The 18,269-nt window shown below is 65.4% G+C and carries 10 protein-coding genes and 3 tRNA genes; 7 read left to right on the forward strand and 6 right to left on the reverse strand.

All coding sequences use genetic code 11. The features are described from left to right. Positions 1-207: 207 nt before the first annotated feature. The 3 genes from IPV08_RS15305 to IPV08_RS15315 all read right to left on the reverse strand — a co-directional run bounded on the left by IPV08_RS15305 (position 208) and on the right by IPV08_RS15315 (position 4,503). Entirely contained in the window at positions 208-2,412 is a 2,205-nt protein-coding gene (locus IPV08_RS15305; RefSeq protein WP_207412474.1) for a polysaccharide pyruvyl transferase family protein, read from the reverse strand. A gap of 358 nt (positions 2,413-2,770) precedes the next feature. Beyond that, entirely contained in the window at positions 2,771-4,096 is a 1,326-nt protein-coding gene (locus IPV08_RS15310; protein ID WP_207412475.1) for a glycosyltransferase family 1 protein, read from the reverse strand. A gap of 331 nt (positions 4,097-4,427) precedes the next feature. Then, a tRNA-Asn gene (locus tag IPV08_RS15315) sits at positions 4,428-4,503 on the reverse strand. Between the two features lie 206 nt (positions 4,504-4,709). On the opposite strand from IPV08_RS15315, the gene IPV08_RS15320 reads away from it, so the two are divergent. After that, positions 4,710-4,783 (forward strand) — tRNA-Cys (locus tag IPV08_RS15320). A 57-nt stretch (positions 4,784-4,840) separates the two neighbouring features. Here the strand turns inward: IPV08_RS15320 and glpK are convergent. Together glpK and glpD are read right to left on the reverse strand one after the other, a co-directional pair. Then, entirely contained in the window at positions 4,841-6,346 is a 1,506-nt protein-coding gene (glpK, locus tag IPV08_RS15325; protein ID WP_207412476.1) for a glycerol kinase GlpK, read from the reverse strand. Positions 6,347-6,416: 70 nt separating this feature from the next. After that, a complete protein-coding gene (gene glpD / locus IPV08_RS15330; RefSeq protein ID WP_207412477.1) occupies positions 6,417-7,925 on the reverse strand; it encodes a glycerol-3-phosphate dehydrogenase in 1,509 nt (502 codons plus the stop codon). A gap of 523 nt (positions 7,926-8,448) precedes the next feature. Here glpD and IPV08_RS15335 point away from each other — a divergent pair. The 5 genes from IPV08_RS15335 to IPV08_RS15350 all read left to right on the forward strand — a co-directional run bounded on the left by IPV08_RS15335 (position 8,449) and on the right by IPV08_RS15350 (position 12,885). Beyond that, positions 8,449-8,522: transfer RNA gene (locus tag IPV08_RS15335), tRNA-Gln, on the forward strand. A gap of 117 nt (positions 8,523-8,639) precedes the next feature. Beyond that, positions 8,640-8,822: a DUF6538 domain-containing protein gene (locus IPV08_RS25085; protein WP_348646135.1), complete on the forward strand. Its 183-nt coding sequence runs from the start codon at positions 8,640-8,642 to the stop codon at positions 8,820-8,822. 493 nt (positions 8,823-9,315) lie between these two features. Then, positions 9,316-11,478, forward strand: a complete 2,163-nt coding sequence (locus IPV08_RS15340) for a marine proteobacterial sortase target protein (RefSeq protein WP_207412478.1) — start codon at positions 9,316-9,318, stop codon at positions 11,476-11,478. Then, positions 11,466-12,041, forward strand: a complete 576-nt coding sequence (locus IPV08_RS15345; RefSeq protein WP_207412479.1) for a class GN sortase — start codon at positions 11,466-11,468, stop codon at positions 12,039-12,041. The genes IPV08_RS15340 and IPV08_RS15345 overlap by 13 nt, the downstream gene beginning before the upstream one ends. An 85-nt stretch (positions 12,042-12,126) precedes the next feature. Then, entirely contained in the window at positions 12,127-12,885 is a 759-nt protein-coding gene (locus tag IPV08_RS15350) for a helix-turn-helix transcriptional regulator (RefSeq protein ID WP_207412480.1), read from the forward strand. A gap of 157 nt (positions 12,886-13,042) precedes the next feature. Here IPV08_RS15350 and IPV08_RS15355 read toward each other — a convergent pair whose 3' ends face one another. Beyond that, positions 13,043-14,044, reverse strand: a complete 1,002-nt coding sequence (locus IPV08_RS15355) for a helix-turn-helix domain-containing protein (protein WP_207412481.1) — start codon at positions 14,042-14,044, stop codon at positions 13,043-13,045. A 568-nt stretch (positions 14,045-14,612) separates the two neighbouring features. Here IPV08_RS15355 and IPV08_RS15360 point away from each other — a divergent pair. Continuing rightward, positions 14,613-18,251: a flagellin gene (locus IPV08_RS15360; protein ID WP_207412482.1), complete on the forward strand. Its 3,639-nt coding sequence runs from the start codon at positions 14,613-14,615 to the stop codon at positions 18,249-18,251. Positions 18,252-18,269: the final 18 nt, after the last annotated feature.

The following is an 18,269-nucleotide window of genomic DNA, read 5'->3' on the forward strand; positions in this document are numbered from 1 at the left end:
CGATGGGTCGTTGGCGACTAGGATAGAGACTCGGACCAAATGAAAGATTTGGATCAAGTGCCGTCTTCGCGTCGGCGGCCCGGGTCCATAACGGAAGCATTCCGTTCCTGCTCCCCGGGCGGTGACGTCTCCGAAAGGGACGGAGTTCAGTTCTCCAAGATCGGCGCGTGGACTCGACGATATGACGCGTTCCGCGGAGCCGGAAGCCTAGAACTTGAGCGCTTTGAGCACCTTCGGCTCCACCGGCCAGGGCGTCGCATCGAACTCGACCGCCTTCGGCAGGGGGAAGGCCTCGAACAGGGCCTGGGGCGAGTAGGCCAAGGGACGCCATGTGGCCTTGATCCAGTCGAGGGCCTTGTCCCATTCGGGCTTGGCGCGCCGCTCCAGGCAGAAGGCGTTGAGGCGGGTCACACCGGCGCCGAGATAGAAATCCCGCACCCGGTGATCGACCTTCTCCTCATCGTCGTCGAGCTTGAGTTCACGGCCCTCGCCCTGGCCATAGGTGGCGAACCAGGCGCTCGGAATACCGTAGCATTCCGCGATCACGAGGCCGTGGAGCGAGGTGGAGAGGATGTGCCGGCAGGACACGATTTCCTCGACCTTGGCGCGCAGCGACGGGGCGTCACGGTCGGTGATCGTGTTGATGATCCGGATATCGCCCTTGCGCTCGGGGGGGATACCGTAGCGTGTCATCACGTCGAGGACGGTGGCGGCGGGATCCTGGGAGGAGAGCTCGGTCAGGTGGACGATGACGCCGATCTCATGGGTCTTCGCCACATGGTCCATGGGCCAGAACTTGGGCAGCAGGTAGACCGGATCGCCGTAGATCTCCGGCACCGTGATGCCCTGCGCCCTCAGTACGGCGCCGGTCTTGGGGCCGCGCACGGCATGGACGTGGAACTCGGTCCCCGCCGGGCGCTGATAGGGCGCCGGGTTCGGACTGCCCGGCCTGCGCTGGGCATCGAGACCGGTGCCCCACATGTGGACCGTCCCGTTGGTGATGGCATGGCCGATGGTTCCGACCGCGACGAGACGCTCGGAATTGCTGTCGAAGGCCGCATGCCGCACGACGCGCCCGGAGATGGCGGCGACCATGACGGCGCTCAGCGCGTCACCGAAATTGGCGTAGGGAAATTTCTGCGAACTGGCCGCCCAGGCCAGGGGGACCGAACCGGGCGGCAGGGTCGATTTAATGCGCTTCAGGAGAGCGACGGAGCTCTTTTTTTTTTCTAGCTTCGCCGCAGCATCTTCGCCAGCTGGCTCGGAGACAGTCTTTTCGGCCACAGCTCTCGCAGCGGCTTTGGGAGCGCCTTTGGGAGATTCGTCAGGAAATCGGGCGGCTGCCACTTTGGCACCTCCCGGAAATTCCTTGCGGTCCAGGCGGTTCAGCTCGCTGACATCGTGACGTAGTTTCAGGTCAGTCAGCGCCTTGTGCTCCCAGATCGTCTCGCCGGGCGCGGCGGAGATCGGGCTCAGATCGACAGGGAAGGCGTTGATCAGGGCATCGCCATCAAAGCTCTTCGGCGACCAGCTCTTGTCGATGGCCTTCATGATGGCGGGCCAGTCGCTCGGCTTGGGCCGCGGCTGGTTGTAGACATCGATCTTCGGCAGGCCGAGGCCGGTGTAAAGATCGACGATGCGCAGGTCGACATCCCCCTCGGGGGTGAGTTCCACCGATTGCAGCCCGTCTTTGCTCAGGCTCGGCGCGAAATACAGGCAGGGAATGCCGTAGGATTCCGCGATCACCATCCCGTGGAGGCTGGTGGAAACGATACGCTCGCAGGACAGGATCTCGTCGATCTTCGACTGAAGCGCGCCGACATGCAGTTCGGTGACGGTCGTGATGAGATGGACGTCGTCGGCGAGTTCGGCCGGAATTCTGAAGCGCGCGATCTCCTTGCGCGGCACCGCCTCCATCTCGCGATTTGCGAGCTCCGACAGGTGTAGGATGACACCGAGCTTGTAGCGCTTCTTGACGGTCGGCTTGTAGAAAAGCGGCAGCAGCCAGACTGGGTCACCGTAGGGAACGGCATGCGAGAGGGTCTTGGCCGAGAGGAGCGATTCTGAGACCGGCCCACGTGTGGCGGTCACGGTAAAGTGCGAATCCGCCGAAGGAACGAACGGCTTCTTTTCGTTCGCCGGCGCCGAGGGGTTGGCCCAGTTCGAGCAGCCCGTTCCCCAGAACCAGACCTCACCATTGGCGAAGCCGTGTCCGATCGTACCGACGCAGGACAGGCGAGGCGCGAAGGACTTCATCGGCGTTCTGCGGATCGGCTTGCCCGAGAGCAGCGCGATCATCACCGGGCTCAAGGCGTCGCCGAAGTTGAGATAGTTCATGTCCAGGGTCGAACCGGCCCAGGCCAGCGGAATCTCGCCTTTTCCACGCACGTACCGGGTGATGGATGTCGCCATAGATCACGTCCTCAATTCTTGGATTATCTAAACGAAAACGACGATCTCATCGTCACTGCACAACCTAGACCCACAACCATCAACACGATTGACGCTCTAGCTTTCGTCCCACGGCAATCAATATTTAGGAGCCAAACAAAGTCATATCGATGCTTAGGTGACTATAAACCCAGCAATCCAGCGCGACCAAAGATCTTATCCCGCCGACAGACAGCAAGGTCATCTCGCATTTGATTGCCTCGATCCCGAATCCATGGATCCTCTTCAAGTCATTGGTGCGCCTGATTAAGGCGGTTCCTGCGGGGTGTCCAGGGCAGGAGTTCACGTTAATGGGAAGGCAGCGAGGGAGCGACCAGCATCACGATGTCGTCTGAGAGACGCGCTGCCTGGCGGTGTCCTCCGGCGCCGGGGTCCCGTGGGACGGGGTGGGACGTTTGGCAGCCCGAGCGGTCTTGGCCTCCTCGTCCACACGGCGAAGGGCCGCCATGATCTGCCGGCCCGTATCAGTCCAGGTGGCGGGGCGATAGTTCCTGTCAATCTCGCGCTCCTTCTCTCGGAGCAACTCGGGATCGGTGGCATAGGCCTTGATCTTGTCGGCCCATTCCCTCGTCATATGGGGAGGGGCATAGTCGACGAAGTGCCGACCAACCTCGGGCAGGGACGTGGTCTTCGAGACGATGCCGAACTTACCAAAGCTCAGGGCCTCGGCCACCGGTAGCCCCCAACCCTCGTAGCGAGAGGGAAACACGAACATCTGGCAATTCTTGTAGAGGGTCCGCAGGGCCAGATCATCGACCTTTGCGAGGAAGTGGAGCTTCCGCGCCAGCAATGGCGTCCGCCTGATGATTGCACGCAGCATCATGCGCTTCCTGCGCTTGCTATGCCCGACGCAGACCAGGCCCGGGGCCGCCTCCTCATTGCCCTTGAAGGCCAATGACCAAGCCTTGATGGCGACCCGGTGATTCTTCCGCGGATGCACCGAAGAGACATAGAGGATGTAGGGCCCCTTCACCTTCAACGGCTTCGGTGGGGTGTTGTCACCGATCTGCGACACACCGAAATCGAGGGTCACGATCCGCCCGCAATCGAACCCCTGATAGGCGATCAAGGCTTCCGCGGTGGCGCGAGATGGCGTGAAGATCACGTCCGCCGTCTCGAGCACGAGATCAATCCAGCGCTTGAACGTCTCATGGGCTGAACGGAAGGTGAGCTTCGGCTGCTCGATCGGCAGCATGTCGTGGACCAGGATCGCCTTGCGGCAGGAGATGTTGGCGGATTTCAGCGCGCTGATGATGCCGGCATAATTCGAGCGCGACCAGCTCGCCCCGAGCATGACGAGCCACGGGGCAGAGCGGGGCACGGAACTGTCGGCAGCCGCCGCCGGCTGGTTCTTGAAGATGCGGACATAACTTAGCTCCTCCACCGCCTTGGCGACGAGGGAGCGCCCCTTGACGGTATTGGTCCGGCCATAGGCCTCGATGAGTTCCAACATCGGGGCACTGATGGGCGCGAGCCGCCGTTTGAAGGGGGTGATGCCGATGGGAGTGATGACGCAGTCGAGATCGTCCGCCTGTATCGCGCTGGTGATCTCATAGACGACGCGCTGGATCCCGGTGATCGGCAACCCTCTTTTGAAGAAGGACACCAGATCCGTGTAGTCCATCAGGATGTTTGCAGACTTCATCGAACGTGCAATGCGGTTCCGACGATGGAGATAGACCGCAGCATGACATGCCCCCGTCTCTGACTGCCCCCGGAGTCAGCGATCTTTGCCATCGTTAGGAAGGCCCCGTCCGCTCGAGAACATAGAAGCTCAGTGCGAGCACTACACGCCGAAAATATGACGGCCCCCGCACCGAGGGAGGCTACCGCATCGCACTACCCACGCATAGCCGGTCCGGCAGAACGAAGCGCCCATGGATGGCCGAGGCTGAACAGAATATGTTTGAAATGAGGAGACCGATCGGCCTCACACCCATACCTCGTTCGGCGTCACAATCGACCGAAGAGGAAATTGGCTCCCCGAGTAGGACTCGAACCTACGACAAAGCGATTAACAGTCGCTTGCTCTACCAACTGAGCTATCGGGGACCACGGCGGGGTCTCTACACACGGCTTTGGCGGGACGCAAGGCCTCTTCGCATATTTGTCGGCTTTGTTTACGGCCTCGCCTCCGTTTGGCCTCCTGTCGCGGAATCCCCGTTGCGGACGGGGCCCGGGCTCTGTAAGAGACCGGTCACCCCGGATCGACCGTCCGATCCGGAGGCGCCATTCCCTCATCGATGGGATGTGCGAGAGGCCTCGTGGCGGAGTGGTTACGCAGAGGACTGCAAATCCTTGCACCCCGGTTCGATTCCGGGCGAGGCCTCCAATTTCTTTCTCGATGGGTCACGGTGAGGCGAAGAAGGCCGGCAATGGCCGACCTTCCTCATCCCGTCGCTTCCGTCCACCCGAACGAACGCGTCACCGCCTTGCCCCAGGCGGCGTAGAGCCGGTTGCGCCGGTCCTCGTCCATTCGTGGGTGCCAGCGATGGTCGACGCCCCAATTGGCGACGAGGTCGCCCGTGCCGGCCCAGTAGCCCGTGGCGAGGCCTGCCGCGTATGCGGCGCCCAGTGCCGTGGTCTCGGTCACCTTCGGGCGCAGCACCGGCACCGCGAGGAGGTTCGCCTGGAACTGCATGAGGAGGTCATTGCGGACCATGCCGCCATCGGCCCGTAATTCCTTGATGGCGATCCCCGAATCCGTCTCCATCGCCTCGATGACCTCCCGGGTCTGGTAGGCGGTGGCCTCCAAAGCGGCGCGGGCGATGTGGCCCTTGTTGGCGTAGCGGGTGAGGCCCGCGATGATGCCGCGCGCACTCTCGCGCCAATGCGGCGCGTAGAGCCCGGAAAAGGCCGGCACGAAATACACGTCGCCATTGTCCTCCACGGTGCGGGCGAGGGGCTCGATCTCGGCACTGTCCCGAATGAGGCCGAGATTGTCGCGCAGCCATTGCACCAGGGCCCCCGTAATGGCGATGGACCCTTCCAGCGCATAGACCGGTGCCTGATCACCGAGCCGGTAGGCGAGGGTGGTGACGAGGCCGCAGGTGGAGGGTACCGGCGCCGTCCCGGTGTTCATCAGCACGAAGCAGCCGGTGCCGTAGGTGTTCTTGGCCTCGCCCGGAGAGAAGCAGGCCTGGCCGAACAAGGCCGCCTGCTGGTCCCCGAGGATGCCGGCGATGGGAACCCCGGGGAGGGCGCCGCGCGTCTCGCCATAGACCATGCTCGAGGAGACGATCTTCGGCAACATCACCGGGGGGATACCGAAGGCCGAGATCATGCCGGGATCCCAATCGAGGGTATCGAGAGCCATGAGCTGGGTTCGGCTGGCATTGGTCGCGTCGGTGACGTGCAGCCCGCCCGCGGGTCCGCCCGTGAGGTTCCAGACGAGCCAGCTATCGATGGTGCCGAACAGGACATCCCCGGCCTCCGCCGCCGCGCGGGCGCCGGACACCCGGTCGAGGAGCCATGCGAGTTTGAGGCCGGAGAAGTAGCTCGCCAAGGGTAGCCCCGTGACCGTCCGGAAGCGGTCCTTGCCGCCATCGCGCGCGAACTCGCTCACGAGCCCGTCCACTCGCGTATCCTGCCAGACCAGGGCGTTGTGAAGCGGGCGCCCGGTGGCGCGATCCCAGATCACCGTCGTCTCGCGCTGGTTGGTGATGCCGATGGAGACGAGGTCGGAAGCGATCAGCCCCGCCATCGCCAGGGCCTCGCGTATGACGATGCGGGTGTTGCGCCAGATCTCGTTCGCGTCGTGCTCTACATGGCCGGGGCAGGGATAGATCTGCTCGTGCTCACGCTGGGCCGACGCGACGATTGCGCCGCCGCGATCGAAGACGATGAAGCGCGTGCTGCTCGTGCCCTGATCGAGGGCACCGACATAACGGGTCATGGCCGCCTCCTATCCTTGGAGCGTGTCGTTTCTGTACGGCTCGCGAGGCCGGGCGCGAGTCCATCGGCTCTCAGGCTGCGCTGGCCTTGCCGGTCATATAGTCTTCGAGCCGGGCCTGTCCCTCGGGTGACAGATGCAGGCCGAGTTTCGAGCGGCGCCAGAGGATATCCTGCGCGCTGCGTGCCCATTCGCGATCGATCAGGTAATCCACCTCCGCCGCCGTGAGTCCCTCTCCGAAATCGGTGCCGAGATCGGCGAGGGTTCGGGCCGTGCCGAGTAGTTCGTCCGTGCGGGTGCCATAGGCACGGGCCAGGCGCCGCGCCATCATCGGCGGCAGGAAGGGCCGTCGCGCCATGAGATCGCCGACGAACCTCGTGATATCGGCATTCGGCATGTCGCCGCCTGGAAGAATCCCAGTGGCGGTCCAGGCGGGCTTCAACCCCGGTCGATAGGGGGCGAGCTTATCGATCGCGTGTTCGGCGAGGCGCCGGTAGGTGGTGATCTTGCCGCCATAGACCGAGAGCACGGGCAGGCGGCCATCGCGGTTCGAGACATCGAGGACGTAGTCGCGAGTGACCGAAGAGACATTCGTGGCGGCATCGTCGAAGAGCGGGCGCACGCCCGAGAAGCTCCACACCACGTCGTTGGGGCCGACCCGAGCCCGGAACGACCGGTTGATGCAGTCGCAGAGATAGCGGGTCTCGTCCTCGGAGATTCGGACCGGGCCCGGCTCCCCCCCATGGGGCACATCCGTGGTACCGATGAGGGTGAAGTCGCGCTCGTAGGGGATCGCGAAGACGATCCGCCCGTCCGGCTGTTGCAGGATATAGGCCTGCGCGCCATCATAGAGCCTCTTCACGACGATATGGCTACCCTTGACGAGCCTGACCGTCGCACGGCTTGCGAGGCCGAGCGTGCGCCCCAGGGTCTCACTGACCCAGGGACCAGCGGCGTTGACGACCATGCCCGCACGTATGGTCTCGCGGCGGCCGGATACGACGTCGCGGATCGTGGCGACCCAGGATGTCTCATCGCGATGGGCGGATTCGACGGCGGTGCGCGTCCGGATTTCGGCGCCGCGCTCGCGCGCATCCATGGCGTTGAGCACCACGAGGCGGCTATCCTCGACCCAGCAATCCGAATAAGCGAACCCGCGCGTCAGGCGCGGCTGCAACGGCGCGCCCAGATCCGTGCCTTGCAGGCGCAGGGAGGCCGAGCCGGGCAGGGTCTGCAGGCGGGCGAGGTGGTCGTAGAGAAACAGGCCGAGCCTCAGCATCCAGGCAGGGCGTAAGCCCTCGTCATGTGGCAGGACGAAGCGCAGCGGCCAGATGATGTGGGGAGCGAGCCGCAATAGGCGCTCGCGCTCGGCCAGCGCCTCCCGCACCAGTCGGAACTCGTAATGTTCGAGGTAGCGAAGACCGCCATGAATGAGCTTCGTCGAGGCGGACGAAGTGAACTCGGACAGATCGCCCTTCTCGCAGAGCAGCACCCCGAGGCCGCGCCCGGCCGCGTCGCGAGCGATACCCGCGCCGTTGATGCCGCCGCCGATGACGAGGAGATCGTATTCGCGCGCGCTCAACCCGTGACCTCCCTCGCCCTGCGGCGGGAGCGCTCTTGTCCGGCGGGGCTCATTCCACGCGGACCCTGTGACGTTCCTCGAACACTGACGGTCCCCGCCCGAAACGTCGCCGGAATGAATCGGGCCTCACGCTCTCTTCGCCAACCCCGGACAAGTATGGATGTTTCGGTGAGCTGACATTTACGCACGATATTCCCATCGGACGAATGGCCCCACGGCCGCAGCACATCCGGCCAGTCAGGAGCGGGGGCGCGCGTGCGTCGCGTCGGGAATGCGTGACATGGATGTCGGCGGGTTGCATCTCCCTCGGCAAGGCCGGTCTCGGCTGGGCGGGGAAGTCGACTCCGCCGCCCGCGAGACGCCGACCGTGGAAATACATCCTCGGTGATTTTGGCATCATCGGGGTGGTTGACCGGACGGGAGCGGTGGCTTATGCGAACAACCTCGTTCGGAGGCGCTCACGAAGCTTCCGGCCCAGATCGAAGAGCGGCGTTAAAAAACGCCTTGTCTTCAAAGGGTTCGTTGGGGGATAGTTTAACGGTAGAACAGTGGACTCTGACTCCTCTAGTCGAGGTTCGAATCCTCGTCCCCCAGCCACTGTCTCACCTAAGTCATTCCGATCATTGACCTCCTCGCGCAGTCGCCCTGCGGTGTGAGCCTGTTGCTACACACCGCTGCTACACAAGGCACCCAGCCAGGTGCCGAAGGAGCGGAGTGGCACCGATCGCGAATGTCGTCCTACGTGGACGAACCTTTCATTTCCGCCGACGTATACCGACAGGCCTGCGAGCGACCTTGTGCCTCACCGAGATGGTGCGCAGCCTCAGGACATCGGACGCGCGGACTGCCAAGCTGCGGGCAGGCATCGAACTGATCAAGGCGTTCAAGGCCCGCTAAAGGCGAATTCGAGCCCCGCGACAAGCTTCTCAATGCGAAGCGAGCATGCCTCGCATTGTACGGCGAACAGCCCGAGCGCGGCCACGAGGGCTGTTCGGGCGAGATGTAGCCAATCCACGCCGATGCTCTTCTCAAACGGCCAGCGCAAGCTCGTCATCTCGTCGGTCGTCGGGGATCTCACGGGCTTGGAGTTGGCTGTCGCAACCCGCGCCTGCGCAACCCGAGCCTGCCCGGCAATCGCCGATGACCACCCTTCCGCAACACGGCCGCCTGGGACGCGGCCATGCAGCGAGGTTCGCCTCTTCTTGAAGGCGGAGCGGAACCGCGTTGTCCGCACGGTACCGGACGGACACCGGACAGATCCGCCTGCGCCGGGCTCAGTCGTCCGGGTGCGGCCCGAGACTGGCCGAAGCGTCCCATGGCGAAGCTTCGATGCGCGGGTGAATCTCCGAAACGAGCCGGCCATCGAGCCGGGAGCCCGGAGATCAGACCCATGCTGCCCTCAATTCTCACCAAGCGCGTCCGCCCGCCGGATGGCACCGGAATCGTCCAGCCCGTTTCGCCGTTGTTCCTGGCGCTTCTCGCGCTACTCATTTCGATCTGCTCGGCCAGTGCCCTGCCGGCACCGTCGAGCGGCAGCCTGGTTCTGCGTGTGCCGGATGCCGCCTCGCCGGTCGAGGCGCCGCGTCTCAGCACCGATTTCAGCGTCACCATCAGCGGCCCGACCGCCCGCACAGTAGTGACCCAAGCCTTCCGCAACACCACCGGGTCCTGGGTGGAAGGCACCTACCTTTACCCGCTGCCGGAAGATTCGGCGGTCGATACGATGAGGCTCGTGATCGGCGACAAGGTGATCGTCGCCGAGATCCGCGAACGCGCGGTGGCCAAGCGCATCTACGAGGCGGCCAAGGCGGCCGGACAGAGCGCGGCCCTGACCGAGCAGGAGCGGCCGAATGTCTTCACCAACACCGTCGCCAATATCGGACCGGGCGAGACCGTGCTGGTGCAGATTGAGTACCAGCAGACGGTGGCCATGTCCGGGGGCACCCGCTCCCTGAGGCTGCCCCTGGTGGTGGCTCCTCGCTACAACCCGGCCCCGCCCGCACTGGATCTCGTCTCGGCGCGTGATGAGACGGCCTCCGACCCGGTGCCCGATCGCGATCGGATCACCGCGCCCGTCCTCGACCCCTCCCTGGCCGCCCCGGTCAATCCCGTCGGTATCACGGTGCGGCTCCAGGCCGGCTTTCCGCTCGGCATGGTGAGGAGCGCCACCCATCCTCTCCATGTCGACGAGACCGGCCCGGAATCCCGGCGCGTGACCCTGGCCGACGGCGTCGCCCCCGCCGACCGCGACTTCGAACTCACCTGGGAACCCGTGCCGAGCATGGAGCCGCGCCTCGGATTGTTCCGCGAGACGGTGGCCGGCCGCACCTACCTCCTCGCTACCGTAACCCCGCCGGACGCGAACGCGGCGCGGCGCCAGCCCCGTGACGTGGTCTTCGTCATCGACAATTCGGGCTCGATGTCCGGCGCATCGATGCGGCAGGCGAAGGCCGGGCTGCTCGCCGGCCTTGCCCGGCTCACGCCAAGCGATCGGTTCACCGTCATCCGCTTCGACCACACCATGAGCCAGCTCTTTCAGGAGCCGGTCCCGGCGAATTCCGAGAACCTGCGGGCGGCCGAGAGCTTCGTCGCCGGATTGGAAGCGAGCGGCGGCACCGAGATGCTTGCGCCCCTCCGTGCGGCCCTCGCCGACAGCCATCCGGAGGATCGGAGCCGCGTCCGCCAGATCGTCTTCCTCACGGATGGCGCCATCGGCGACGAGAACCGGATCTTCGCCGCGATCCACGACGGCCTCGGCCGGAGCCGGCTGTTCATGGTCGGGATCGGCTCGGCTCCGAACGGGCACCTGATGCGTCACGCCGCCGAGATCGGTCGGGGCAGCTACACCGCGATCCACACCGTCGACCAAGTGGCCGAGCGCACCCGCAGCCTCTATGCCAAGCTGGAGACCCCCGCCGTCACCGACCTTGCCGCGACGCTCTCGAACGGCGGTGACATCACCCCGAATCCGCTGCCCGACCTCTACCGTGGCGAGCCGGTGGTGCTCGCCGCCGACATCGCGGAGCCGATGGGCACCCTGACACTGACGGGCCGTATCGGCGAAGCGCCGTGGCAGACCAGCGTGTCCCTGGCCGACGCGGCCGAGGGGACGGGCATCTCGAAGGTCTGGGCACGCTCCAAGATCGCCGAGGCCGAAACCGCCCGCGTCACCGGGCGCGTAATGCCGAACCAGGCCGATGCCACGATCCTGCAGCTCGCCCTGGCGCATAAGCTGATGACCCGCCTGACGAGCCTCGTCGCCGTCGACGCGACCCCGCGCCGGCCGGCCGGTGCTCCCCTCGTGGCGACCGATCTGCCCCTGAACCTGCCGGCGGGCTGGGACTTCGCGAAAGTCTTCGGCGAGCGCGCCGCGCAGCCGCCGCAGGAGCGCCGCGCCGCTCTCATCCCGGCCCAGGCCATGGTTCCGGCCCAGGCGGTCCCGCTGCCCCAGACCGCGGCGGGCACCCGGGCGCAGATCCTCTTGGGTCTCGTCCTGCTGCTCGGCGGATTGCTCACCCTTCGCCGGGTGCGGAGCGTCCGATGCGCCGCATGACCGGGGGGAGGGTGCTCGCCACCCTCCTCATCCTCGCCGGCCTCGGCGTCCTGGTCGGAGCCGCCTGGATTCCCGCCAAGGCCGCGCTCGCGCAGGTGCTCCTGGAGCGTGCCTTCGCCCGAAGCCTCGCCGAGGGCCGCCCGGTGCGGCCCTGGCCATCGGCCGATACCGAGCCGGTGGCACGACTCACGGTGGCGGGACAGAGCTTCGTAGCCCTGCGCGGCGGCAGCGGACAGGCCCTGGCCTTCGGCCCCGGCCATCTCGACGGGACACCGGAGGCGGGCGAGCCGGGCACCGCCATCTTCGCGGCCCATCGCGATACGCAATTTGCGGTGCTCGCAGCGGTGAAGCCGGGCGATGTCGTCTCGGTGACCCGACGGGACGGGCGCACCATCCGTTTCCGGATCAGCGGCAGCCGGGTCGTGTCCTGGGACGCATCGGGCATCGATCCGGCCGCCCCGGGACGGAACATCGCCCTCGTGACCTGCTGGCCTCTGGATGGCCTGGTGCAGGGGCCGCTGCGCTTGGTCGTGGAGGCAGAGGCGGTGGACGGCGCGGATTGAGCCACTCCTCTTACCAAGCTGTGTCTTGCCAGCCTGTGCGGTTTCGTGCGGATCTCTGCAGAGACGAGCGACGAGCCGAGAGACCGTGCAAGAACCCGAGACCGAGCTGCCCGAGGGCCAGAGCCGCGCCATTGCCCAGGCCGTGCGCGAGGCGCTCGCCCGTCGCCGGATCTCCCGTCAAACGCTCGCCGATCTGGCTAGGATCAGCATCTCGACCCTGGAGAAGGCTCTGGCCGGCCGCCGGCCCTTCACGCTCGCCACCACCATCCGCCTGGAGGAAGCGCTCGGCCAGCGCCTGCGCAACGGCACCGAGCCCGTCAGCGCAGCACCGGAGACGCGGCACGCTCCTTCCGAACTCGGCTCCTATTCCCGGGAATCCGCCGCTTGGCTCGAAGGGCGCTATCTGACTCTGCGGCCATCCTTCGGCATGGCGGATGCGGTCTTCGCCTATCGCACCGAGATCGCGTGGGACGCGGCGAGCGCACGCCTTGCCTTCCGCGAGGCTGAGCGAAGCGATGCGCCTTTCGCCCAGACCGGCAGCGTCGCGGTGCCGAACCAGTCGGGCATGATCTATCTCCTGACCAATTGGCAGGGGCAGTGTCGCCTTGCCGTGCTCTGCCGGCCGACCATCCATGGCGAGATGTTCGGGCTGCTCACGACGCTGCATGCGGGACGCGGCACGCAGCTGACCCCGGCCGCGGCTCCGCTCGCGCTCATCCCCGAAGCTTCGGCCGGCCCGGAACTCAGCTACGGACGCGTGACGTCCGGCATGCCGGCCTATGCCGATTACCGCCGCCAACTCGGACGGGTGTTCGAGGAGGGCTACGGGGTACTGTTCGGCTGAGCCGACTCAAATCGGACCGTGTCAAATCCGGCTACCCTCGAAGAGCCGGGGATTGTGCGACGAGACCGTGCGGGCATTGCGCCGATGCCGGTCCAAGCCGCCGATCCGGGCTCCGGCGGATCGGACGGGCGACGTCTCTGCCGATCTCGTGTGGCGCTCAGGCGCTGAGGCTCCGCATCCAGCCGAGCAGCACCGGAATGCTATCTTGGCTACGGTGCGCGACCAGCCGCTCCTCCAGTGCCTCGCTCGGAAGGAATCCGAAGCGTCTGCGAAAGGCACGGCTGAAGGTCTTCTCGTCGGAGAAGCCCGTGGCGTAGGCCACCGACGAGATGCGCGGGCGGCCGCCCGCCGCGCCGAGGAGCTTCATCGCCCGCAGCAGGCGCCGCTCGCGGATGTAGCTGGCGACCCCGCCCTCATGCTCGAAGAGCCGGTAGAGCGTGGCCCGCGAGAGCCCGAACTGGGTGATCAGCGTGTCGATCCCGAGGGATTCCGAGGCCAGTTCCTGCTCGATGAACTGGCAGATGGCGATCTTGTTGAGCCGGTCGAGGGCCGGCGCCTGGTTCACGTCGGGCTGGAAACAGGCGGCGCAGAGATCGGCGGCCGCGCTCGACAGGTAGCGCAGCTGGTGCGCCTCGGCGGAGGCGGCGCTGGCCACCAGGCCGGACAGGTACGTGTAGGAGAGGTGCCGCACGGGGGCCGAGCGGTAATCGAGGGGTTGCCCGTGCAAATTCTCGATGGTGGCGATCTGGTCGCCGAGGAGCTTGCGCGGCAGCATCACGTTGGTGGCAGAGACCGGCCCGGCCTCGCTGACGATCGGCTGGGTGAGGTCGAAGACCACGAGCTGGGAAGCCTTGATCTCCACTGAGCGTCGGGCGGCGCCCATCCGGCTTTGGCCGGCGGTGTAGAACTGGATCAGGATGTGGTCGACGCCCTGCCGGGCGATGGTCCGGGCCGAGCGCTTCAGGCGCTGGGTCGGCGCGGTCACGGAGCCGATCAGGGCTTCCCCGAAATGATACGTGGTCAGGGCGATCGGCGAGGCCAGATCGGCATCCGACGCGAGCTCGGCCTCGAAGACCGGCGCAAGATGATTGCACCAGGACTGAGCCAGCAAAGCCGGATCGGTGGGAGCGATGAAACGGTCGCAGAGAATGCCCGTCATAAATCAAGGCCTTCAAAACGGTGAAGGCCCATGGTCGTCACGCCGCAGCACGGAACCTGATGTCTTATGGAATCTTCGCCCTGAGACAGATTTTCTAATGGCGACATCATCAACCGATACTCGAAAGAGAATTCATCTCGACCATGACTTTGTACAAACAGACCACATCCTAGCGATAGAGAAGTACTTACGTACAACATCACCAGCATAACATCATATTTTAATAAATCTTTAATTTACGAAGACTTGGATTTCAACGGGATCGGGTCGCGATGAACAGTCTTATCGGCCGATTGTGATCCGGCCTGCCGTCACGGTCATTTGAAACGGGCCGGCGACCAAGGCAAGCAGGCCATTCCGTATGGGGGCTCGATTATGAGACAAAAACGACTATGTTTGAGATACTAAGTAACCTAAAGACGCTTTGAGACACTATGCTACTTAGATGAGACGCATTGCCCCTCAATACAAACACAATTCGAGCATCAATTAAGATGTCGATAAGTGGATCACCCCCTGTCTGGGGCGTCGCCAACAGGGCGATGTCTCGATCAACAGGATCCACACGATGTCCAGCAGCATCACCCTCACCGCCGCAACGCGCCAAAACCTGCTTTCGCTCCAGGACACGGCAAACCTGCTCTCGACCACCCAGAGCCGGCTCTCCACCGGCAAGAAGGTGAACTCGGCGCTGGACAACCCCACGAACTTCTTCACGGCGCAGAGCCTGTCGGCGCGCTCCAGCGACATCAGCTCGCTGCTCGACGGCATCTCCAACGGCGTCCAGGCGATCCAGGCGGCGAGCCAGGGCATCACCTCGATCACCAAGCTCCTCGAAACCGCCAAGTCCACGGCCAGTCAGGCACTCGCCGACAAGACCGGCGGCAGCAGCGGCATCAGCGGCGGCGCTACGGAGCAGGCCGCCAAGGTGACGGCCACCTCGACCCTGGCCTCCCTCGGCACCACCGGCGCCACCGGCGAAACCACGTTCGACTTCTCCGGCCCGACCAAGGACGCCTCTCTCGAGATCACCCTGGGCGGCACCAAGTCGACCATCCGCATCGATTCCGCGACCCTCGCCTCGTCCGGCACCGACCTCTCCAAGGTCACGTCGGACCAGCTCCTCACCGCCATCAACGGCCAGATCGCCAACAACAGCGCGCTGGCCGGCAAGGTCACGGCCGGCACCAGCCCCGACGGCCGCATCACCTTCTCGACCACGACGACGGGAGCGTCCGCCAGCCTGACCGTGGCGGGTTCGGCCAATTCCACCATCGATATCGGCTACGGCAAGTCCTCCACCACGCCGACCTCCGCCACCGTCACCGCCAATGCCGAACTGGCCGTCGCCACGGATTTCTCCACCGGCAGCGCCTCCCTGGTGGTGAGCGACGGCAACACCTCGGTCCAGGTGCAGCTCGACAAGAACTCGGCCACCGACGAGCTCGGCGGCACGCTCGGCGCCTCGGCCACGCGGGAGGATGTCGCGAAGGCCATCAACAAGCAGCTCAAGGATAGCGGCTCCACCGCCACGGTCGAACTCTCCAGCACCAACAGCCTCGTGTTCAAGTCGGCCGATGTCGGCCCCGACGCGCAGATCTCCGTGATCGGCGGCATCGACACCACGGGCGGCAACGGCGCAGCCGGCATCGGCTTCAGCACCTTCACGGCGAGCACGCCGGTCGCGGGCAATCCCGCGGCGGCGGATTCCACGACGGCGGCAGTGGGCGAGTATACGGCGCCGGCCCTGGTCAACGGTGGCGGTACCGCGAGCAGCACGGCGACCTCTGCGGTCGCTCTGCCGGCGACCTTGACGCTCGAGGCGGGCCAGAAGTCCGTCTTCACGGTTGCCGGCAATACGGTCAGCATCGATGCGGCGTCGCTGAGGACGAATGGCACGGCGCTCGGCTCGGCGCCGCCACTCGCGAACGTTGTCGATGCCATCAACCAGCAACTTGCGGGCACAGGTGCCGGCATCACGGCAAGCACTACCACTGACGGCAACCTCGTTTTCACGACCGATGCTGACGCCTCGGCTGATATTGTCATCGAGACGTCCGGCACAGGACTGACCGATCAGCTTGGCCTGTTCACCAAAACCAAGGCTACAGCGAAGCTCGCCACGACGTTGGGCGACAACATCGACCTGACCGGCAAGAGTGCGACCTTCACAGTCACCGGTGGCGGCACCGTCACTCTCGACGCGACGAAGACCGACAATTCCGGTCAAGCCATCGGCAATAACCCGAACCAGAAATCGGTTGTCGAGGCGATCAACAAGCAGCTGACCGGCGGCTACTCGGCCTACATCGACTCCGCCGACAAGCTGACGATCGTCGGCCCCAACTCGGCGACCGCCGCGCCTGTCATCACCGCGGCCTCCGACACGATCGGCCTCGGCCTCGGCACCGCCAACACGCTGACGGCCACCAACGCCGCGACCACGCCGTCCGCCAGCACGGGAGCGAAGGTGACGGCGGCCGGTACGGCAGTCTCTGGAGTAACAGGAACGGATGGTGACCCCTTTGCCCTGACCACGACCGCGAACACGTTCTCGATCGGCGATGGCACCACGACGGTCGAGATCTCGATCGCTTCCGACACGGCGAAGGTCGGCGGTGGGACACTCGGCACAACGCCGAGCCAGAATGACATCAAGGCCGCCATCCAGGCGCAGCTCGACGCGGCCGGCGTCAACGTCACCGCCGCGTTCAATGCCAACAAACTGGAATTTACCTCGAAGGGGGTCGGCACCAGCGGCACCGTCACGCTGACGCGCGGTGTCGACGGCACGGGTGCTGCGGGGCTCGGCATCGGCTCGGCGGTTGCCGGCGAGGAGCCCGTGACCGCGACCGGCCTCACGGCCGGGTCCATCGACCTCTCCGGCGGCAAGTCGAGCGCCTTCACCATCCATGACGGCATCATCACCACCCCCGCCACCCCCGCCAAGGCCATCACAGTCTCGTCGACCAGCCTCGACAAGGATGGAAATGCCATCGGCGAATCGGCCACGCAGGCCAAGGTCGCCGAAGCCATCCAGGTCCAGCTCGACCAGGGCGGCATCAAGGCCACCGTCTCCTTCGTGGACGACAAGCTCCAAGTGAAGTCGAACGCCGTCGGCACCGGCGCCGCCGCACCGACCCTGACCGCGACCCGCGACACCGCCGGCCTCGGCCTCGGCACCACCACCACCGCCAGCAGCACCCCCACCGCGGGCGGAGGCACCGCCGCCACCGGCGTCACCGCCTCCGGCACCGAGGCGACGGACGGCTCGTCCAAGGCCTCCATCGTCGGCACCGAGCAGACCGTGACCAAGGATTTCAGCGGCACGAAGGACGCGTCCTTCACCCTGAAGCTCGGCACCGGCCCGCTCAAGCTGATCACGCTCAACAACACGAACCTCGGCACTTCGGCCGCCACCAGCCAGACCGCCATCGCCAAGGCGATCAACGACCAGATCAACGCCGATACCGGTCTCGCCGGTAAGGTCGAGGCGAGCTACGTCAACAGCAAGCTCGTCATCTCGACGAAGTCCTCCGGCTCCGACCAGAAGCTGACCATCCAGGCAGCCCAGGTCACGACCGGCGGTACCGCAGGTGTCGATATCGGCTTCGGCGTTTCCGGATCGGGTGCCACCTCCCAGACGGGGTCGGGCACGGATGTGGGCGGCAGCAAGGGCACCAGTTCGGTGCGCTCGGCCCTGGCGCAGCAGTTCAACCTGATCCTCGAGAAGATCACCCAGCAGGCCCAGGATTCCGGCTATAACGGCGTCAACCTGCTGTTCCGCAACAGCAACAGCGCCGCCGACAACACCCTGCACATCGCCTTCAACGAGAAGAACACCTCGGCGCTGGACATCCAGGGCGTGAAGTTCGATGCCGCCGGCCTCGGCCTCGACGCCGTCGAGGGCGGGTTCCAGTCGGACACTGATATCAACGCCGCCATCGAGCAGCTGTCCGAAGCCACGATCCAGCTGCGGACCCAGTCCTCGACCTTCGGCGCCAACCTGTCGATCGTGCAGAACCGTCAGGACTTCTCGAAGAACCTGATCAACATCCTCGACACCGGCGCCGCCAACCTTGTGAACGCGGACCTCAACGAGGAGGCCGCCAACTCACAGGCGCTGTCGACCCGCAACTCCATCGCCACCTCGGCTCTCTCGCTCGCCAACACGGCGCAGCAGGGCATCCTCCAGCTCCTCCGCTAAGCGCGCGCACTTACGGGG

It is taken from the genome of Methylobacterium sp. SD274 (assembly GCF_017355285.1).
GTDB lineage: Bacteria > Pseudomonadota > Alphaproteobacteria > Rhizobiales > Beijerinckiaceae > Methylobacterium.